Annotated in this window: 17 protein-coding genes and 1 riboswitch; of the genes, 6 read left to right on the top strand and 11 right to left on the bottom strand. The window is 71.5% G+C overall.

All coding sequences use genetic code 11. The annotated features are described in order from the left end of the window. Positions 1–65 precede the first annotated feature (65 nt). The 4 genes from ACQY0Z_RS22460 (at position 66) to ACQY0Z_RS22445 (ending at position 3,663) form a co-directional block, all read left to right on the top strand. A complete protein-coding gene (locus ACQY0Z_RS22460; RefSeq protein WP_189903477.1) occupies positions 66–815 on the top strand; it encodes an ABC transporter ATP-binding protein in 750 nt (249 codons plus the stop codon). Continuing rightward, positions 797–2,116 carry a hypothetical protein gene (locus ACQY0Z_RS22455; protein WP_347226709.1) on the top strand — a complete coding sequence of 440 codons (1,320 nt, stop codon included), beginning with the start codon at positions 797–799 and terminating at the stop codon, positions 2,114–2,116. Before ACQY0Z_RS22460 ends, ACQY0Z_RS22455 begins: the two co-directional genes overlap by 19 nt. 156 nt (positions 2,117–2,272) lie before the next feature. Next, positions 2,273–2,680, top strand: coding sequence for a VOC family protein (locus ACQY0Z_RS22450; protein WP_189903473.1), 408 nt, complete (start codon positions 2,273–2,275; stop codon positions 2,678–2,680). Between the two features lie 314 nt (positions 2,681–2,994). Beyond that, positions 2,995–3,663 (top strand): LAETG motif-containing sortase-dependent surface protein, encoded by a 669-nt coding sequence (locus ACQY0Z_RS22445; protein ID WP_189903472.1) that lies wholly within the window; start codon positions 2,995–2,997, stop codon positions 3,661–3,663. 65 nt (positions 3,664–3,728) lie between these two features. Here the strand turns inward: ACQY0Z_RS22445 and ACQY0Z_RS22440 are convergent, their stop codons facing one another. The 5 genes from ACQY0Z_RS22440 to rlmN form a co-directional block, all read right to left on the bottom strand. Further along, the gene (locus tag ACQY0Z_RS22440) at positions 3,729–4,526 is read right to left on the bottom strand and encodes a maleylpyruvate isomerase family mycothiol-dependent enzyme (protein WP_189903471.1); all 798 of its coding nucleotides are present in this window, start codon (positions 4,524–4,526) and stop codon (positions 3,729–3,731) included. A 24-nt stretch (positions 4,527–4,550) separates the two neighbouring features. Further along, the gene (locus tag ACQY0Z_RS22435; RefSeq protein ID WP_347226710.1) at positions 4,551–5,600 is read right to left on the bottom strand and encodes an ABC transporter ATP-binding protein; all 1,050 of its coding nucleotides are present in this window, start codon (positions 5,598–5,600) and stop codon (positions 4,551–4,553) included. Beyond that, positions 5,600–7,306 carry an ABC transporter permease gene (locus ACQY0Z_RS22430; protein ID WP_381726369.1) on the bottom strand — a complete coding sequence of 569 codons (1,707 nt, stop codon included), beginning with the start codon at positions 7,304–7,306 and terminating at the stop codon, positions 5,600–5,602. The genes ACQY0Z_RS22435 and ACQY0Z_RS22430 overlap by 1 nt, the downstream gene beginning before the upstream one ends. Then, entirely contained in the window at positions 7,282–8,370 is a 1,089-nt protein-coding gene (locus ACQY0Z_RS22425; protein WP_254587195.1) for a thiamine ABC transporter substrate-binding protein, read from the bottom strand. Before ACQY0Z_RS22425 ends, ACQY0Z_RS22430 begins: the two co-directional genes overlap by 25 nt. A 77-nt stretch (positions 8,371–8,447) precedes the next feature. Beyond that, positions 8,448–8,553: riboswitch (TPP riboswitch) on the bottom strand. 24 nt (positions 8,554–8,577) lie between these two features. Further along, positions 8,578–9,684 carry a 23S rRNA (adenine(2503)-C(2))-methyltransferase RlmN gene (rlmN, locus tag ACQY0Z_RS22420; protein ID WP_189903463.1) on the bottom strand — a complete coding sequence of 369 codons (1,107 nt, stop codon included), beginning with the start codon at positions 9,682–9,684 and terminating at the stop codon, positions 8,578–8,580. A gap of 148 nt (positions 9,685–9,832) precedes the next feature. On the opposite strand from rlmN, the gene ACQY0Z_RS22415 reads away from it, so the two are divergent. Together ACQY0Z_RS22415 and ACQY0Z_RS22410 are read left to right on the top strand one after the other, a co-directional pair. Next, positions 9,833–10,123 (top strand): hypothetical protein, encoded by a 291-nt coding sequence (locus ACQY0Z_RS22415; protein WP_189903461.1) that lies wholly within the window; start codon positions 9,833–9,835, stop codon positions 10,121–10,123. Positions 10,124–10,274: 151 nt separating this feature from the next. Next, positions 10,275–11,231: an IS481 family transposase gene (locus tag ACQY0Z_RS22410; RefSeq protein WP_439812711.1), complete on the top strand. Its 957-nt coding sequence runs from the start codon at positions 10,275–10,277 to the stop codon at positions 11,229–11,231. Between the two features lie 28 nt (positions 11,232–11,259). Here ACQY0Z_RS22410 and ACQY0Z_RS22405 read toward each other — a convergent pair whose 3' ends face one another. The 6 genes from ACQY0Z_RS22405 to tsf all read right to left on the bottom strand — a co-directional run bounded on the left by ACQY0Z_RS22405 (position 11,260) and on the right by tsf (position 16,077). Further along, positions 11,260–12,162, bottom strand: a complete 903-nt coding sequence (locus ACQY0Z_RS22405) for a pentapeptide repeat-containing protein (RefSeq protein WP_347226436.1) — start codon at positions 12,160–12,162, stop codon at positions 11,260–11,262. A 14-nt stretch (positions 12,163–12,176) separates the two neighbouring features. Further along, on the bottom strand, positions 12,177–12,362 hold the full coding sequence (locus tag ACQY0Z_RS22400; RefSeq protein ID WP_347226433.1) for a hypothetical protein: 186 nt from the start codon (positions 12,360–12,362) through the stop codon (positions 12,177–12,179). 126 nt (positions 12,363–12,488) lie between these two features. Beyond that, complete coding sequence (locus tag ACQY0Z_RS22395) at positions 12,489–13,613, bottom strand: phosphatidate cytidylyltransferase (protein WP_347226432.1); 1,125 nt, start codon at positions 13,611–13,613, stop codon at positions 12,489–12,491. Further along, complete coding sequence (gene frr / locus ACQY0Z_RS22390) at positions 13,613–14,170, bottom strand: ribosome recycling factor (RefSeq protein ID WP_006136598.1); 558 nt, start codon at positions 14,168–14,170, stop codon at positions 13,613–13,615. Before frr ends, ACQY0Z_RS22395 begins: the two co-directional genes overlap by 1 nt. A 120-nt stretch (positions 14,171–14,290) precedes the next feature. After that, entirely contained in the window at positions 14,291–15,049 is a 759-nt protein-coding gene (gene pyrH / locus ACQY0Z_RS22385; RefSeq protein WP_189903452.1) for a UMP kinase, read from the bottom strand. Between the two features lie 191 nt (positions 15,050–15,240). Next, positions 15,241–16,077 carry a translation elongation factor Ts gene (gene tsf, locus ACQY0Z_RS22380; protein ID WP_189903450.1) on the bottom strand — a complete coding sequence of 279 codons (837 nt, stop codon included), beginning with the start codon at positions 16,075–16,077 and terminating at the stop codon, positions 15,241–15,243. Positions 16,078–16,193 lie beyond the last annotated feature (116 nt).

The following is a 16,193-nucleotide window of genomic DNA, read 5'->3' as shown; positions in this document are numbered from 1 at the left end:
TCCCCCGGACGGGGGATTTACCCGAAGAGCGCACGGCATTTCCGATCCGAACCGAGGTGTACGCCATGGTGGCCCCACCGGACAACGACGTGCTCTGGGCGCGCGCCCTGCACTTCCGGCACGAGGACGGCTCACCCGGCCTGAGCGGGGTCTCGCTCGGCGTCCGGGAGGGCGAGATCCTCGCCGTCTCAGGCCCGCGCGGCAGCGGCAAGTCGACCTTGCTGCGCTGTCTGTCCGGCCTGGTGCGCGCGGACGACGGCGAGGTCTGGTTCAACAGCGTGCCCGTGCACACCATGGGCCCGGCGGCCCGGGAGCGGCTGCGCCGCGACCGGTTCGGCTGGATCGACCCGGCCCCGGTGCTGGTGCCCGAGCTGAACGTGTGGGAGAACGCCGCGCTGCCCCTCATGCTGCGCGGTACGGGCCGCCGCCGTGCCAAGGCGGCCGCCCTGGAGTGGCTGGAGCGCCTCGACGTCGGCGACCGGGCGCGCAAGCACCCCGTGGAGCTGACGCACGCGGAGCGCCAGCGGGTGTGCATCGCCCGCGCGCTGGCCCCGGCGCCGTCGGTGCTGTTCGCCGACGAGCCGACCGCGCCGCTGCACCGCGTCGACCGCGCCCATGTGCTGCGCACCCTCACCACGGCGGCCCGCTCGCACGGCATCACCGTGGTCCTGGCGACCCACGAGGCGCAGACCGCCGCCCTCGCCGACCGCACGGTGTCACTGCTCGACGGGCGATGCGTGCGGACCGTGCACCTCCCCCCGGTCTCCGGACCGGCCGAGTCGGAAGGCCGGGCGGCGTGCTCGCTCTCCGTTTGACCCTCGGGGCCCAGCCCGCCGTCCAGATCCGGCGGCTCCTCGTCGCGGGCGCGTCGGGCGGCACGGGTTTCCTGCTGCTGAGCGCCCTCGGCCACGCGATGAGCCACCCCGACCCCGCCGCCTCCGCGCTCCGGCTGGCCTGGTGCACGGCGCCCCTGGCGGCCACGGTCTATCTCGCGGTCGCCGTCGCCCGCACCGATCCGGCGACCCGGCCCCGGCCCGGTCTGTCGGCGGTCGGGCTCGGCCCCGTGAAGCTGATGGCGATCTCCGCGGCGACCACGGCCGCGTCCTGCCTGCTCGGCTCCGTGCTGGCGCTGCTGGTCTTCCTCCAGCTGCGCGGTGACCTGGCCGGCATGCCCCTCGGCGGGGGCGCGCAGCAGTTCCTGGCCGCCGGACGTCCCCTGCCGCTGCCGGCCGCGCTGACCCTGCTGGCCCTGGTGCCGCTGAGCGCGTCGGCCGCGGTGGCGGTGTCGCTGCGGCCGCGCGAGCCGGTGACGGGCGCGGGCCGGGCGGCACGGGCGTACGGCAGGTTCGGGGCCTACCGGCGCACCCCGGCGCTGGAGTCGTTCGGCGCGTACGGGCGGTTCGGCCGGCAGCTGGGGGCCGCGGCGCGGGGGCGGCGCACGGTCACGGAGGCGCCGGCGCGGGAGGAGGACGGTACACAGGACGAAGCGGCCGAGGAGACCGCCGACGGCTCCCCCGCCGTCGTCCCGCCGCCCGTGCCGACCGCGGCCCCGTCGGGGCTGCCCTGGGGCGTCGCGGTGCTCGCGGTGGGCCTGGCGGTGGAGGCGCTGACGAGCCGTACCGGGTCCGAGGGCAGTCCGGCCGCGTTCCTCGGGCTGGCCCTGACCTCCCTCGGCCTGGCCCTGGTCGGTCCCGGGCTCGCCCATCTGTGCGGGCGGCTGCTCCAGGCGGTGCGGCCGGGCGCGCTGCGCCTGCTGGCCGGGCGGGTGCTGATGACGGAGGCGACGCGCATCGGACGCCCGCTGGGCGTGGTCTGCGCGGTGGTGTCGGCCGCGTACGCGATGGCGTCGCTGCACGACCGGGACGACCCGTCGGCCGGTCCGCTCGTGGTGCTCGGGGTGCTGCTGGTGGCCGGCTGCACGGTGGCGACGCTGCTCACGGCGGCCGTCGAGGCGAAGCAGGCGCACGCGGACACCACGGCCTCGCTGCGTCGGCTGGGGGCGCCCGCGGGGACCCTCCGCCGGGCCGCCGCCCTGCGCGCGGTCGCGCTGCTCGCCCTGTTCGGGCCGCTCACCGTGGCGGTGGCCGAGCTGTCGGCGTGGCCGCTGGGCGGCTGAGCGGCTGAGCGGCTGAGCGGCTGAGCGGCTGAGCGGCTGAGCGGCTGAGCGGCTGAGCGAAGAGAATCCGAAAAAACCTTCCCGCGGCGCGATGAGTTCCGCGCGGACCTCCGGTCTACCCCCTCGAACCGCAACACGTGAGGGAGAGGCCCCGTCATGTACCAGCAGATGATCTTCGTGAACCTGCCCGTCGAGGACATCGACGCGTCGCGGACGTTCTACACGGCGCTCGGCTACTCCATCAACGAGCAGTTCAGCGACGAGTCGACGGCGTCCGTCGTGATCAGCGACACGATCGTCGCGATGCTGCTGACGAAGGAGAAGTACGCGCAGTTCACGAAGAAGGAGATCGCCGACGCCCGCAAGACCAGCGAGGTGCTGCTGGCGCTGAGCGCCGAGAGCCGGGAGAAGGTCGACGAGCTGGTGGAGCAGGCGCTGGCGGCGGGCGGCTCCGTGGCCGGCGACACCCAGGACCTCGGGTTCATGTACGGCCGCTCCTTCGACGACCTCGACGGCCACACCTGGGAGGTCGTCTGGATGGACCCGGCGGCGATCGAGGGCTGAGGTCAACATAGGGTGGCGGCAGGCTTGTTGACCTGCCGCCGCCCCAACTGCGTCCGGACACACAGTCGGTGACCGTTCTCGGACGCCGCGGCCGGATCGACGCGGTTCGCACGGCGCGTAAACGTGCGGGTGGTTAACAAATAGGCAAAGCCGGGGCCCCCGGTAGGCATATGCGTTGACACTACTTATGCGGCGCTTATAGACCTGAGAGCCTCATGGGAGTGCTGATCTTTCATCACCCCTCCCTCAACCCCCCGCATTTGCGCATCATGTAAAGGACAAACGTGGCAGTTCTGTCCGTATCACGCCGTACCGTGACCCGCTCCGTGCGCGCCCTCGGTGTCGTCACCGCGTCCGCCGCGCTCGCGCTCGGTGCCGCCGGCAACGCCGCGGCGTGCAACATCAACGAGTTCTCGGCCGAGGCCACGTGCGACGGTGACAAGGGTGTCATCACCGTCACCGACGTCGACCCGGCCGGCGTCCCCGCCACCGTGACCGTGTTCCTCCAGAACAACGGCGCCGACATCGAGAAGGTCGGCGAGCAGGTGGTCAAGGGGTCCAAGGAGGGCACCACCATCACCTTCGAGGAGGACTGGAAGCCCAACGCCGAGTACCGCATCCACGTGACGGCCAAGCCGTACGTGGACGAGGACATCAAGCCGAACCTGGTGACGCCGTCGACGCCGTGCAAGGAGGACGAGGAGACCCCGTCCCCCGAGCCGACGCCGTCGGAGGAGACCTCGGCCCCGGCCGAGGAGAGCGAGGAGCCCACCCCGGCTCCGTCGGAGAGCACGAGCGAGAGCGCTCCGCCGGCGGACACGTCGGACAACGCCCCGTCCCCGGCCGGTGAGTCCAACCTCGCCGAGACCGGCGCCAACTCCAACACCGGCATGATCGCCGGTGTCGCGGCCGCCCTGGTCGCGATCGGTGGTGGCGCGGTGTTCTTCGGCATGCGCCGCCGCGGCGCGAACAGCCAGCGCTGACGCCTCACGGAACGCCTGCGGCCCGTCCCCGAACCGGGGGCGGGCCGCTCGCCGTTGGCCCTTCCTCAGCCGAACGTGGCGCGCTCCAGCCAGTGTTCGAGCAGTGTGCGCTCGCCGAGCACCTCGATGCGGGAGTCGTCCAGCGGGATGCGGCGGTAGAAGGCGAGCAGCACCCAGGTGAGCGGCCCGCGCAGCGCGACCGTGGCCTTCTCGTGGCCGCGGCTCCAGGACACCCCGTCCTCGTCGAGCCGCACCAGCCACTCGGCGTTCAGCTCAGGAGCGGTGTCGGTGGCATGCAGATGGATCGTGCGCAGGGGGCCGCGCAGCCCGTGCACCTCGTCGTCGGGGATCGTCCGCTGCGCCCACTCCACGATCTCCAGCCACTCGTCGACCGCGTCGGCGGCCACCTCGGGCGCGACGTCGTAGGGCAGTCCGGCGGCGAGCGTGGCGTCCGCGCGGTGCACGGTCACCTCATGGGCCATACGGCGGGCCCAGAAGCCGGCGTTCTCGACGCCCGCCCAGCTCCACACCCGAGCGTCGGGCCCGGCCTCCCGCAGCGCGGTCACGACCAGGCCGCCGCTCTCCGCCAGCCAGGCGTCCAGCGCGGCGGCGTCCCCGCGCGCCTCGGGCCCCTCGAAGCCCGGCACGTCCTCCTCCTCGGCCTCCTTCTCGGCCCCGGTCCGCACCATCAGGGCCGCCCAGCGCAGGGCGCCGCCGAGGTGCCGTACGAGCTGCTCCACGGACCAGTCGGGCGTGGTCGGCACCGTGCGGGACAGGTCCGTCCCCGAGGTCACCACCGCCCTCAACTGCCCGATCTGGTGGGCGATCTCGTCGCAGTAGCGCGTGTGTGCGAGTCGTGTCATGCCGCACACCCTAGGCAGCGGCGTTCAGCCGAGCACGGCGATTTCCGCCGCGTCGAACTCCACGCCGGTGACGTCCCCGACCTCCGGGGCGTCCCGCAGGGCGCAGGCCGCCTCCAGCGGGGGCGCGTCCTCCGGCTGGAGGCGCACGGCGACATGGGTGCCGCGGAAGGTGCGCGCGGTCACCGTGCAGCGCAGCCCCTCCCCGGCCGGGGCCAGCCACACCCCGGCGGGCCGCACCAGCAGCGGCCGAGTGCCCTCGGGGGCGTCCCGCGGCACCGGCACCTTGCCCCAGGGGGTGACGGCGACGCCGTCGGCGACGGCCGCCTCGACGACGTTCTCGAAGCCGAGGAAGCGGGCCACGAACGCGTCGGCGGGCCGCTGCCACACCTCGAGGGGCGTGCCGGACTGGGCGATCCGTCCGTCGCGCATCACCACCACCCGGTCGGCCAGCGCGAACGCCTCGCCCTGGTCGTGCGTCACGGCCAGCACGGTGGTGCCCAACCGGCCGAACAGCTCGCGCAGTTCGACCACAAGGCGTTCCCTGAGCGACCGGTCCAGCTGGCCGAGCGGCTCGTCGAGCATCAGCAGCCGGGGGCTGGGCGCGAGCGCACGGGCCAGCGCCACGCGCTGCTGCTCACCGCCGGACAGCGCGGCGACGGCCCGCCCGGACGCCCCGGGCAGCCCGACCAGCTCCAGCAACTCCCGCACGCGCCGGGTCTGTTCGGCGCGCGGCGTGCCGTGCATGCGCAGACCGAAGGCCACGTTGCCGCCCACGTCCCGCTGCGGGAACAGCTGGTGGTCCTGGAACATCAGCCCGACGCCCCGCCTGTGCGCGGGCACGCCCGCCTGGTCCCGTCCGTCGAGCAGGATCCGCCCGGCGTCCAGCGGCTGGAGTCCGGCGACCGCGCGCAGCAGCGTGGACTTGCCGCTGCCGCTGGGGCCGAGGACGCAGACGATCTCGTGTTCGGCGACGTCGAGGCCGACGGCGTCCAGGGCGGCCCGGCCGCCGAAGCGGACGGTCGCTTCCTGGAGGCTGAGCAGGCTGTCGGTGGGCGTCGGGCTTTCGACGGACATCAGAACTCCCCCGTCCGGTCGGTCCGCAGCCGCTCGAGCACCAGCAGAGCCACGGCGCACACGATCATCAGAATCGTCGACAGGGCCATCGCCTGCCCGTAGTTGAGGTCCCCGGGCCGTCCCAGCAGCCGCGCCACGGCCACCGGCAGGGTCGGGTTGTCGGGCCGCGCGATGAACACCGTCGCGCCGAACTCGCCCAGGGACACGGCGAAGGCGAACCCGGCGGCGATCAGCAGCGCCCGCCGCACCAGCGGCAGGTCCACCTCCCGCCACGCCCGCCACGGCGACGCCCCGAGCACCGAGGCCGCCTCCCGCAGCCGCACGTCCACCGCCCGCAGCACGGGCAGCATGGTCCGTACGACGAAGGGGACGCCGACCAGAGCCTGCGCGAGCGGCACCAGGATCCAGGAGGCGCGCAGGTCCAGCGGGGGCTCGTCGAGGGCGATGAGGAAACCGAAGCCGACGGTCACGGCGGAGACACCGAGCGGCAGCATCAGCAGCGCGTCGAAGCCGCGTACCAGCCGTCCCGCGTCGCGCCGGGTCAGCGCGACGGCGGCGAGACCGCCGATCACCACGGCGATGGCGGTGGCGGCGACGGCGTAGCTCAGCGAGTTCCCGATCGCCTCGATCGGGGCGACCAGGAAGACCCCGCCGTCCGCCTCGGTCAGCGCCCGGTAGTAGGTGAGGCCGGCGCCGCCGAAGGAGCGCTGCACCAGGACGGCGAGCGGCAGCAGGAGGAGTACGACGACGGTGGCGACGACCCCGGCGAGCAGCGCCCACTGTCCGGCACCGCGCGGGCGGCGCGCGGTCACCGAGGCGTCGACCAGCCGCAGCGCTGTCTCGCGCCGCCGCACGGTCCAGGCGTGCAGGGCGAGGATGGCGCCGACGGCGACGAACTGGATCATCGTGAGGACGGCCGCCGTGGACAGGTCGAAGAGGTCGGCGGTCTGCCGGTAGATCTCCACCTCCAGGGTGGAGAAGGCGGGCCCGCCGAGGATCTGCACCACGCCGAACGAGGTGAAGGTGAAGAGGAAGACCATCAGCGCGGCGGCGGCCACGGCGGGCGCGAGCGCCGGGAGGGTGACCGTGCGCCAGGCGGTGAACCGTGAGGCGCCGAGCATCCGCGCGGCCTCCTCCTGCCGTGGGTCGAGCTGCGCCCACAGCCCGCCCACGGTGCGGACGACCACGGCGTAGTTGAAGAAGACGTGGGCGAGGAGGATCGCCCAGACCGTGGTGTCGAGGCGCACGCCCCACAGCTCGTCCAGCAGCCCGCCACGCCCGACGAGCGCCATGAACGCCGTGCCGACGACAACGGTCGGCAGCACGAACGGCACGGTGATCACCGCGCGCAGCACCTGTTTGCCGGGGAAGTCGAAGCGGGCCAGGGCGTAGGCGCCGGGCAGGGCGATCACCAGGGTGAGGGCCGTGGAGACGAGCGCCTGCCAGGTGGTGAACCACAGCACCTGGCGGATGTCGGACTGCGTGAGCACGTCCGCGATCCGCCCGAACTGCCAGCCGCCGTCGGCCTTCAGTCCCCGGGCGACGATCGCGGCGACCGGGTAGGCGAAGAAGACGGCGAAGAACACGGCCGGCACGGCCATCAGACCGAGCCGGGCCACGTTCCGCCGCCACCAGCCGGGGCGGCGCGGGCGCGCTCCGGGCGGGCTCACCTCGGGCGGGCTCACTTCAGTACGAGCGAGGTCCACGACTTGACCCACTGGTCACGGTTCTCGGCGATCTTCGCCGGGTCCATGGTCCGCGGCTCCTTCGCCTGCGGCCCGAACTTCACGAACTCCTCGGGCACCTGGGCGTCCTCGCGCACCGGGTACACGAACATGTTGAGCGGCATGTCCTCCTGGAAGGTCTTGCCGGCCATGAAGTCGAGCAGCGCCTTGCCGCCCTCGGGGTTCTTGGCGTTGCTCAGCAGGCCCGCGTACTCGACCTGGCGGAAGCAGGTGCCCTCGGCGACGCCGGTGGGGGCGGTCTCGGGCCGCGGGTCGGCGTAGATCACCTCGGCGGGGGGCGAGGAGGCGTACGAGACGACGAGCGGACGGTCGGCCTTGGCCTTCTTGCCGCCGGCCGACCCGGAGAACTCCTCGTTGTACGCCTGCTCCCAGCCGTCGACGACCTTCACGCCGTTGGCCTTCAGCTTCTTCCAGTAGTCCTCCCAGCCGTCGTCGCCGTACTCGGCGGCGGTGCCGAGCAGGAACCCGAGGCCGGGCGAGGAGGTGGCGGCGTTCTCGACGACGAGGAGATCCTTGTACGCGGGCTCGGCCAGGTCGTCGAAGGTCTTCGGCGGGGTGAGCTTCTTCTTCTCGAACCACGCCTTGTCGTAGTTGACGCAGACGTCACCGGTGTCGACGGGGGTGACCCGGTGCTTGCCCTCGTCGACCCGGTACGCGGGCAGGATCTGGTCCGATCCCTCGGCCTCGTAGGACTGGAAGAGGCCGTTGTCGAGGGCGCGGGACAGCAGGGTGTTGTCGACGCCGAAGAAGACGTCGCCCTGGGGGTTGTCCTTGGTCAGGATCGCCTTGTTCACGGCCTGCCCGGCGTCGCCGTCCTCGAGGACCTTGAGCTTGTAGCCGGACTGCTTCTCGAAGGCGGCGACGACGTCCTCGGACACCGCCCACGAGTTGTGACTGACGAGGGTCACGGTCGTGGAGCCCTCGCCGCCGGCGCCGCTGCCGTCCCCGTCGGACGACCCGCAGGCGGACAGCGTGACGAGCCCCAGCCCGACGGCCAGGACGGTGACCTTCTTGGTGATGCCCACTTGATTCCTCCTGGGGTGACCAGGAAGAGACGCGGCCCTGCCCGGAACCCCTGGGGGTCCCGGGCAGGGCGCAACAGCTCGAGTGATGACCGATCTCCCTACCCAGAATGACCTGGGCCAGGTTCGGAGGGTCTGCGGCCGGTGCCGCACTCTCAGCGCTGTGGCGCTCCCCTGTCGGAATATGCAGATGTGTTGACGCCGGTCAGACTACCGCTCGGTGGCGGCGAGCTGACCACACGCCCCGTCGATCTCCTGACCACGGGTGTCCCGGATCGTCACCGGCACACCGTGCGCGGCGATCGCCTCGACGAACGCCTTCTCGTCCTCGGGCCGCGACGCGGTCCACTTGGAGCCGGGCGTCGGGTTGAGCGGGATGAGGTTGACGTGCACGGGACGCCCCTTGAGCATTCGCCCGAGCCGGTCACCGCGCCACGCCTGGTCGTTGATGTCCCGGATCAGCGCGTACTCGATGGACAGCCGGCGCCCGGACTTCGCCGCGTACGCGAACCCGGCGTCGAGCACCTCGCGCACCTTCCACCGCGTGTTCACGGGGACGAGGGTGTCGCGCAGCTCGTCGTCCGGGGCGTGCAGGGAGATCGCGAGGCGGCACTTGAAGCCCTCGTCGGAGAACCGGTGGATGGCCGGGACAAGGCCCACCGTCGACACGGTGATCCCGCGCTGGGACAGCCCGAGCCCGTCCGGCTCGGGGTCGGTGAGCCGCCGGATGGCGCCGACGACCCGGTTGTAGTTGGCGAGCGGCTCACCCATGCCCATGAACACGATGTTGCTGAGCCGCGCGGGCCCGCCGGGCACCTCGCCCTCACGGAGGGCGCGCATGCCGTCGACGATCTGGTGCACGATCTCGGCGGTGGACAGGTTCCGGTCCAGCCCGGCCTGCCCGGTCGCGCAGAACGGGCAGTTCATGCCGCAGCCGGCCTGCGAGCTGATGCACATGGTGACCCGGTCCGGGTACCGCATCAGCACGGACTCGACGAGCGTCCCGTCGAACAGCTTCCACAGCGTCTTGCGGGTGGTCCCCTGGTCGGTGGACAGATGCCGCACGACGCTCATCAGCTCGGGAAGCAGCGCTTCCCGCAGCTTCCCGCGGGACCCGGCGGGGATGTCGGTCCACAGCTCCGGATCGTGCGCGTACCGCGCGAAGTAGTGCTGCGAGAGCTGCTTGGCACGGAACGGCTTCTCACCGACCGCGACAACCGCCTCCTTGCGCTCGGCAGGCGTGAGATCGGCAAGATGCCGCGGCGGCTTCTTGGCTCCGCGCGGCGCGACGAATGTAAGTTCTCCGGGCTTAGGCATGGCTGTACCAGTGTCGCAGATCGAATCGCGTGACCTGCGGGTGTCGGGGGCCACACCTGTCGGTGGGGGTCGTGGCTGATCGGACGGGCTGTGCGGTGGGTCACCGGAGGAGACGTTCGCGTGCCACGATCTTCCCCGGGGAGGTGCGATGGTCCACGTGGTCCTGCCGGCGCTGACGGCCGTCGCCCTGGGCATGGTGGGGCTGGGCGTGGCGGGGCTCACCACCGGCTGGATCCACCCATGGGAGCGGGGCCGGGTCCTGCGCCTCGTGCCCCACGGACTGGGCCACATCTTTTCGGGGTGCGGCTTCTTCTGCTTCTGCGTGTTCTTCCTCTTCGCGCTGTCGGATGAGTTCTCGCTGAAGTCGCTCGCAGGAGGAGCAGTCCTCTTCTCGATCGGGGTTGTGCTGCGTGGCGTGGCCGCCTTCCCGGACCGCTGAACTGCGTACGTCACGCCCCTCGGTCGACCTGCCGGGCCTCTAGCTGTGTTGTCCGGGGACGTTGGTGACACGCGTGCTGGGTTCTTGAACGGGTGAGGGCCTCCGGGTTCGGTGTGGATTGCGACATCTGCACCGATCCGAGGAGGCCCTCGTGCCCCACCGTAATGCCCCGCTGACCGAGACCGGGCGTCTTCGCCTGGCCCGCTGTGTCGTCGACGACGGCTGGCCGCTGCGCCGGGCTGCCGAGCGTTTCCAGGTCAGCCACACCACCGCCGCCCGCTGGGCCACCCGCTACCGGCAGCTCGGCGTCGCCGGAATGAACGACCGCTCCAGCCGGCCCCACCACCAGCCCCGCAGGACGCCGGCCGAGATCGAGATGGAAGTCCTCCGGCTCCGGCGCGAACACCGCATCGGCCCGCTGCGGCTGGCCGTCCGGTGCCACATCGCGGCCTCCACCGCCCACCGCATCCTCCAGCGGCACGGCCAGCCGCCTCTGAGGGCCCTGGACCGGGCCACCGGCGAACCCGTCCGCCGCTACGAACGCGCCCGACCCGGCGAACTGGTCCACATCGACGTCAAGAAGCTCGGCAGGATCCCCGACGGCGGCGGCCACAAGACCCTCGGCCGGGCCGACGGCCACCGCAGCCGGACCAACGGCGCCGGCTGGGCCTACCTGCATACCGCCCTCGACGACCACAGCCGGATCGCCTACACCGAGGACCTGCCCGACGAGACCGCCCCGACCTGCGCAGCTTTCCTCGTCCGGGCCACGGCCTACTTCGCATCGCTGGGCATCCGCATCGAGCGGGTCCTGACCGACAACGCCTGGGCCTACAGCAAGAACACCTGGCGTGACACCTGCCGCGACCTGGGCATCAGCCCCCGCTGGACCAGGCCTTGGCGGCCCCAGACCAACGGCAAGGTCGAACGCTTCCACCGCACCCTGCTCGACGAATGGGCCTACCAGCGGCCCTACACCTCAGACCACGAGCGCAGGGAAGCGTTCACCGACTGGCTGCACTGGTACAACTACCACCGCCCCCACACCGGCATCGGCGGCCACCCACCAGCCAGCCGCGTCACCAACCTGCCCGGTCAGCACATCTAGCGGGGCGGGGGCCGACCCCGAGGGCTCCTCACTCGGGGGCGCGCAGGTCCGTGGTAGCCGCCAGCACCGCCCCCGTCAGGACGGCGTCGGTCAGGTCCGCGCCTGTGAGGATCGCGTTCGTCAGGTTCGCGTCGGTCAGGTCGGCGTATGTCAGATCCGCGGCGGTCAGGTCCGCGCCGCACAGCAGCGCACCGCGCAGGTCCGTGTCCGTCAGGGCCGCGTCGCGCAGGACGGTGTCGGTCAGGTTCGCGTGGCTCATCGTCGCGTTGCTCAGGTTCGCGTCGGTCAGGTCCGCGCCTGACAGGATCGCGTGGCCCAGACCCGCGCCCGTCAGGTTCGCACCCGACAATTCCGCGCCGGTCAGGTCCGCACCCGTCAAGTCCGCGCCGTGCGCGTCCGCGTGGTTCAGGTCAGCGGCCGTGAGGCTCGCTCCACGCAGGTCCGCGCCGCACAGGTTGAGAGGGTCCTCGCTGTACGGGCGCCGGGGGCGGCCGAGATCTGCGGCCTCCGGGACCGCTTCCGCAGGTGGCTCCGCCGCGCGCTCCGTGATGGCCTCCGCCGTGTACTCGAGCGCTCCGGCCGGGGCGTCCGGGCAGGCCAGGTAGAGCAGTCCGCGCAGGCGGGCCGCGTGCTCCGCCCGCTCGTCGTCCGTCAGGTCGCCTCCGGCACGGGCCGGCGGCCGAGGGAGGGGTGCCTGAGGCCTCACGCAGATGGGACAGCGGTGACCGGGCACGTTGTCGACCGCGAGCAACAAATGGACGGCCTCGTGCTCGGCCGCCTGCGAGGGCACCGCCCCCGCGATCACTGCGATCAGCCGGGCGAAGTGCCGCTTCGCCCGCTCCCAGTCAGGCGCGGCCTCGCCGAGACGGCGGTGACAGGCACCGAACGCCAGCACGGCGGCCCTGACGGACGCGCCGCCCCGCTCGCGCACCTCGGCCAAGGTGCTCAGCGCGGCGCCTCCGTACGCGCCCCCCGCTGCCTGACGTACCGCGAGATCACGAACACCAGCGAGGCCAGCAGCGCGCCGAACCAGATGGTGATCTCCATCCCTCCCATACCGCTGCCGAGCGCCAGCAGCACCAGCGCGAAGACGGCGACGACCAGCACGACATTCACGATCAGGCTGCGCACGGTGTGCCCCTCACGGTGTGTATGACCAACCCCGTGATCATGATCGCAGGTCGCCAGAGGCGTGTACACAGCACTCGGGCCCCCGTCCGAGAGGACAGGGGCCCGACGACAGCGAGGACGCGAACCTCAGCCCGCCCCCACGAAAAGCGCCAGCAGCAGCCACACCACCGGCGCCGTCGGCAGGAGGGAGTCCAGGCGGTCCATGATGCCGCCGTGGCCCGGCAGCAGCGTGCCCATGTCCTTGATGCCCAGGTCCCGCTTGATCATCGACTCGCCGAGGTCGCCCAGCGTCGCGCTGGCCGCGACCGCGAGGCCCAGCAGCAGGCCCTGCCACCACTGGCCGTCGTCGATCAGGAACTGCATGCACAGCGCGCCCGCCGCCATCGAGAAGGCGACCGCGCCCAGCAGGCCCTCGCGGGTCTTGCCCGGGCTGATGCGCGGGGCGAGCTTGTGCTTGCCGAAGCGCCAGCCGACCGCGTACGCGCCGGTGTCGCTGACCACGGTGAGCAGCAGGAAGGTCAGCACGCGCCACGGGCCGTCCTCGGCCTTCAGCAGCATCGCGACGAACGTCGCCAGGAAGGGGACGTAGAACGCGGCGAAGACACCGGCCGTGACGTCCTTGAGGTAGCCCTCCGGCGGCGCCGTCATGCGCCACACCAGCACCGCCAGCGTGGTCAGGGCCATGGCGATCCACGCGCCCTCGGCGCCCCGGGCGTACCCGGCGACGACCATGGCCGCGCCCCCCAGCGCCAGCGGCACGAGGGGCGCCTTGATCCCCTTGCGCTCGTCCAGACGCGTCGTCAGCTCCCACAGGCCCACCACGACGGCGACCGCGATCACGCCGACGAAGACGGCCTTGACGAAGAACAGGGACGCGACGATCACCGCGCCGAGTCCGACGCCGACGCCTATCGCGGCGCCGAGGTCCCGCCCCGCGGTCTTCTTCTGCGGTGCGGGTGCCGGCTGCGGGGCGTGGGGCATGGGCTCCGGATTCTGCGGCACCTCCCCCGGCAGGGGGCGGGCCCGCGTCGGCTCGTCTCGGAACAGGGGGCCGCTCAGCCGAGCAGCCCCCCGGTCCGCATCCTGGTCTCCGCCGTGTTCGGGTACATCAGGCACGATGGGCATGGGCCGCGTCTGCTGTGCTTGGTGCGCATCGTACGCGGGACCCGCCGGGACAGCTCCCGGGCCGGGTCCCTGGTCGGACGGCCCCCAGTACCCGGTCTGCGGCGTCCCCCAGGAAGAGTCGTTCATCAGACCTCGAGCAGCTCCGCTTCCTTGTGCTTCAGAAGCTCGTCCACCTGAGCGACGTACTTCGCCGTGGTGTCGTCGAGCTCCTTCTCCGCACGGCGGCCCTCGTCCTCGCCGACCTCGCCGTCCTTGATCAGCTTGTCGATGGCTTCCTTGGCCTTGCGGCGCACGGAGCGGATCGAGATCTTCGCGTCCTCGCCCTTGCCCTTGGCGACCTTGATGTACTCGCGCCGGCGCTCCTCGGTCAGCTCGGGGAACACCACCCGGATGATGTTGCCGTCGTTGCTCGGGTTGACGCCCAGGTCCGAGTCACGGATCGCCTGCTCGATGTTGCGCAGGGCGCTCTTGTCGAACGGGGTCACCACGGCCATGCGCGGCTCGGGCACGGAGAACGAGGCCAGCTGGTTGATCGGCGTCGGCGCGCCGTAGTAGTCGGCCACGATCTTGTTGAACATCGCCGGGTGCGCACGGCCGGTGCGGATCGCGGCGAAGTCCTCCTTGGCGACCACGACGGCCTTCTCCATCTTCTCCTCGGCCTCGAGGAGGGTCTCTTCGATCACCACTTGCTCCTGCGTGTCTTGAGTAGGCCCGGCTGCGGTCCTCGGTCGGGGCGGCGGCCGGCTGCGTCGCGTCTTCTTCCTGCACGGTTCACGACCGGCAGGACATTGTCCATCCCCCGGTCAGTTGTGCCCGGGCTGGTCGCCCACCAGCGTGCCGATCTTCTCACCCTTGACGGCGCGGGCGATGTTGCCCTCCTGCAGGAGTTCGAACACGACGATCGGGAGGCTGTTGTCACGGCAGAGCGTGACGGCCGTGGCATCGGCGACCTTGAGGTTCCGGGTGATGACCTCGCCGTAGCCGAGGGCGTCGAACTTGACGGCGTCGGGGTTGGTCTTGGGGTCGGAGTCGTAGACCCCGTCGACACCGTTCTTGCCCATGAGGAGCGCCTCGGCGTCGATCTCGAGGGCGCGCTGCGCGGCGGTGGTGTCGGTGGAGAAGTACGGCATGCCCATACCGGCGCCGAAGATGACCACGCGGCCCTTCTCCAGGTGGCGCACGGCGCGCAGCGGGATGTAGGGCTCGGCGACCTGGCCCATGGTGATGGCCGTCTGCACACGGCAGTCGACGCCTTCCTTCTCCAGGAAGTCCTGGAGGGCCAGGCAGTTCATCACGGTGCCGAGCATGCCCATGTAGTCGGAACGGGCGCGGTCCATGCCGCGCACCTGGAGCTCGGCTCCGCGGAAGAAGTTGCCGCCGCCGATCACGATCGCGATCTGCGCGCCGTCGCGTACGACGGCCGCGATCTCACGGGCGATGGCGTGCACCACGTCGGGATCGACGCCCAGGCCTCCGCCACCGGAGAAGGCCTCTCCGGACAGCTTCAGCAGAAACCGGCCGCGCACTTTGCCGTCGTCGCTCTTCTCAGCCTTGGTCGTCATGGTCGAATCCCGCCTCTTTCACGTGTTGCACATACGAAGAAGGCCATTGCCGGTGGGGCGTGTTTCGCATCCCATGCGGCAATGGCCTCCTCGTCAGATCTGCTGTCGCCCGGCACGCGCGCGTGCGTGGACGCATGTCCGAACGACTGCTGTCGACCCTATCGGGGTCGCGCGTCCGTCGCGGTGCGGACTCAGATGCCGACCTTGATGCGCGAGAAGCGCTTCAGGGTGACACCGGCCTCGTCCAGCACCTTCTGGACGGACTTCTTGTTGTCGAGCGCGTACGGCTGGCCGAGCAGCGTGGCGTCCTTGAAGAAACCGTTGAGACGACCCTCGACGATCTTGCCGATCGCGGCCTCGGGCTTGCCCTCGGCGCGGGTGGTCTCCTCGGCGATGCGGCGCTCGGACTCGACGACCTCGGCCGGCACGTCCTCCTTGGAGAGGTACTTCGGCGCGAAGGCGGCGATGTGCTGGGCGACGCCCTTGGCGATCTCGGCGTTCGGCTTGTCCAGCTCGACGAGCACACCGATCTGCGGGGGCAGGTCGGGCATCGTGCGGTGCATGTACGCCGTCACGTAGCCGTCGGCGAACTGCGCGAAGCGGTCGAGGACGATCTTCTCACCGAGGTTGGCGTTGGCCTCGTCGACGAACGCCTGGACGGTCTTGCCGGCCTCGATCTCCGAGGCGAGCAGGGCCTCGAGGTCGGCCGGGGAGGTCTTGGCGACGTGCTCGGCGATCGCCGTGGCGACGGCCTGGAACTTCTCGCCCTTGGCGACGAAGTCCGTCTCGCACTTCAGCTCGACGATGACACCGGAGGAGTTGTCGTCGGCGATGACCGAGACCACGGCGCCGTTCTCGGCGGAGCGGCCCTCGCGCTTGGCGACGCCCTTCTGGCCCTTGATGCGGAGCGCCTCGACGGCCTTCTCGACGTTGCCGTCGGCCTCGTCCAGCGCCTTCTTGCAGTCCATCATGCCGGCGCCGGTGAGCTCCCGGAGCTTCTTGACGTCGGCGGCGGTGTAGTTCGCCATGAGTCTGTGAATCTTTCTCGAAGTCTGGAGGTTCGAAGAGCGGCGGGGCGGGACCGCTTCGTGGGCAGGTCCCGGGCCACCGCCGGTCTACGGGTGAACGGCGGGAGCGGACGTCA

Origin of the sequence: Streptomyces sp. P9-2, assembly GCF_051903975.1 — a bacterium.
In the GTDB taxonomy this organism is placed as follows: domain Bacteria; phylum Actinomycetota; class Actinomycetes; order Streptomycetales; family Streptomycetaceae; genus Streptomyces; species Streptomyces cellulosae.
Note: the sequence above shows the minus strand (reverse complement) of the source record. Positions and strands in the feature narration are given on the sequence as shown.

Excerpts from the sequence above, each read along its gene's own strand:
- ACQY0Z_RS22460 (WP_189903477.1), top strand. The coding sequence starts at position 66 with ATGGTGGCCCCACCGGACAACGACGTGCTCTGGGCGCGCGCCCTGCAC.
- ACQY0Z_RS22450 (WP_189903473.1), top strand. The coding sequence starts at position 2,273 with ATGTACCAGCAGATGATCTTCGTGAACCTGCCCGTCGAGGACATCGAC.
- ACQY0Z_RS22440 (WP_189903471.1), bottom strand. The coding sequence starts at position 4,526 with ATGACACGACTCGCACACACGCGCTACTGCGACGAGATCGCCCACCAG.
- ACQY0Z_RS22435 (WP_347226710.1), bottom strand. The coding sequence starts at position 5,600 with ATGTCCGTCGAAAGCCCGACGCCCACCGACAGCCTGCTCAGCCTCCAG.
- rlmN (WP_189903463.1), bottom strand. The coding sequence starts at position 9,684 with ATGCCTAAGCCCGGAGAACTTACATTCGTCGCGCCGCGCGGAGCCAAG.
- ACQY0Z_RS22415 (WP_189903461.1), top strand. The coding sequence starts at position 9,833 with ATGGTCCACGTGGTCCTGCCGGCGCTGACGGCCGTCGCCCTGGGCATG.
- ACQY0Z_RS22395 (WP_347226432.1), bottom strand. The coding sequence starts at position 13,613 with ATGAACGACTCTTCCTGGGGGACGCCGCAGACCGGGTACTGGGGGCCG.
- pyrH (WP_189903452.1), bottom strand. The coding sequence starts at position 15,049 with ATGACGACCAAGGCTGAGAAGAGCGACGACGGCAAAGTGCGCGGCCGG.
- tsf (WP_189903450.1), bottom strand. The coding sequence starts at position 16,077 with ATGGCGAACTACACCGCCGCCGACGTCAAGAAGCTCCGGGAGCTCACC.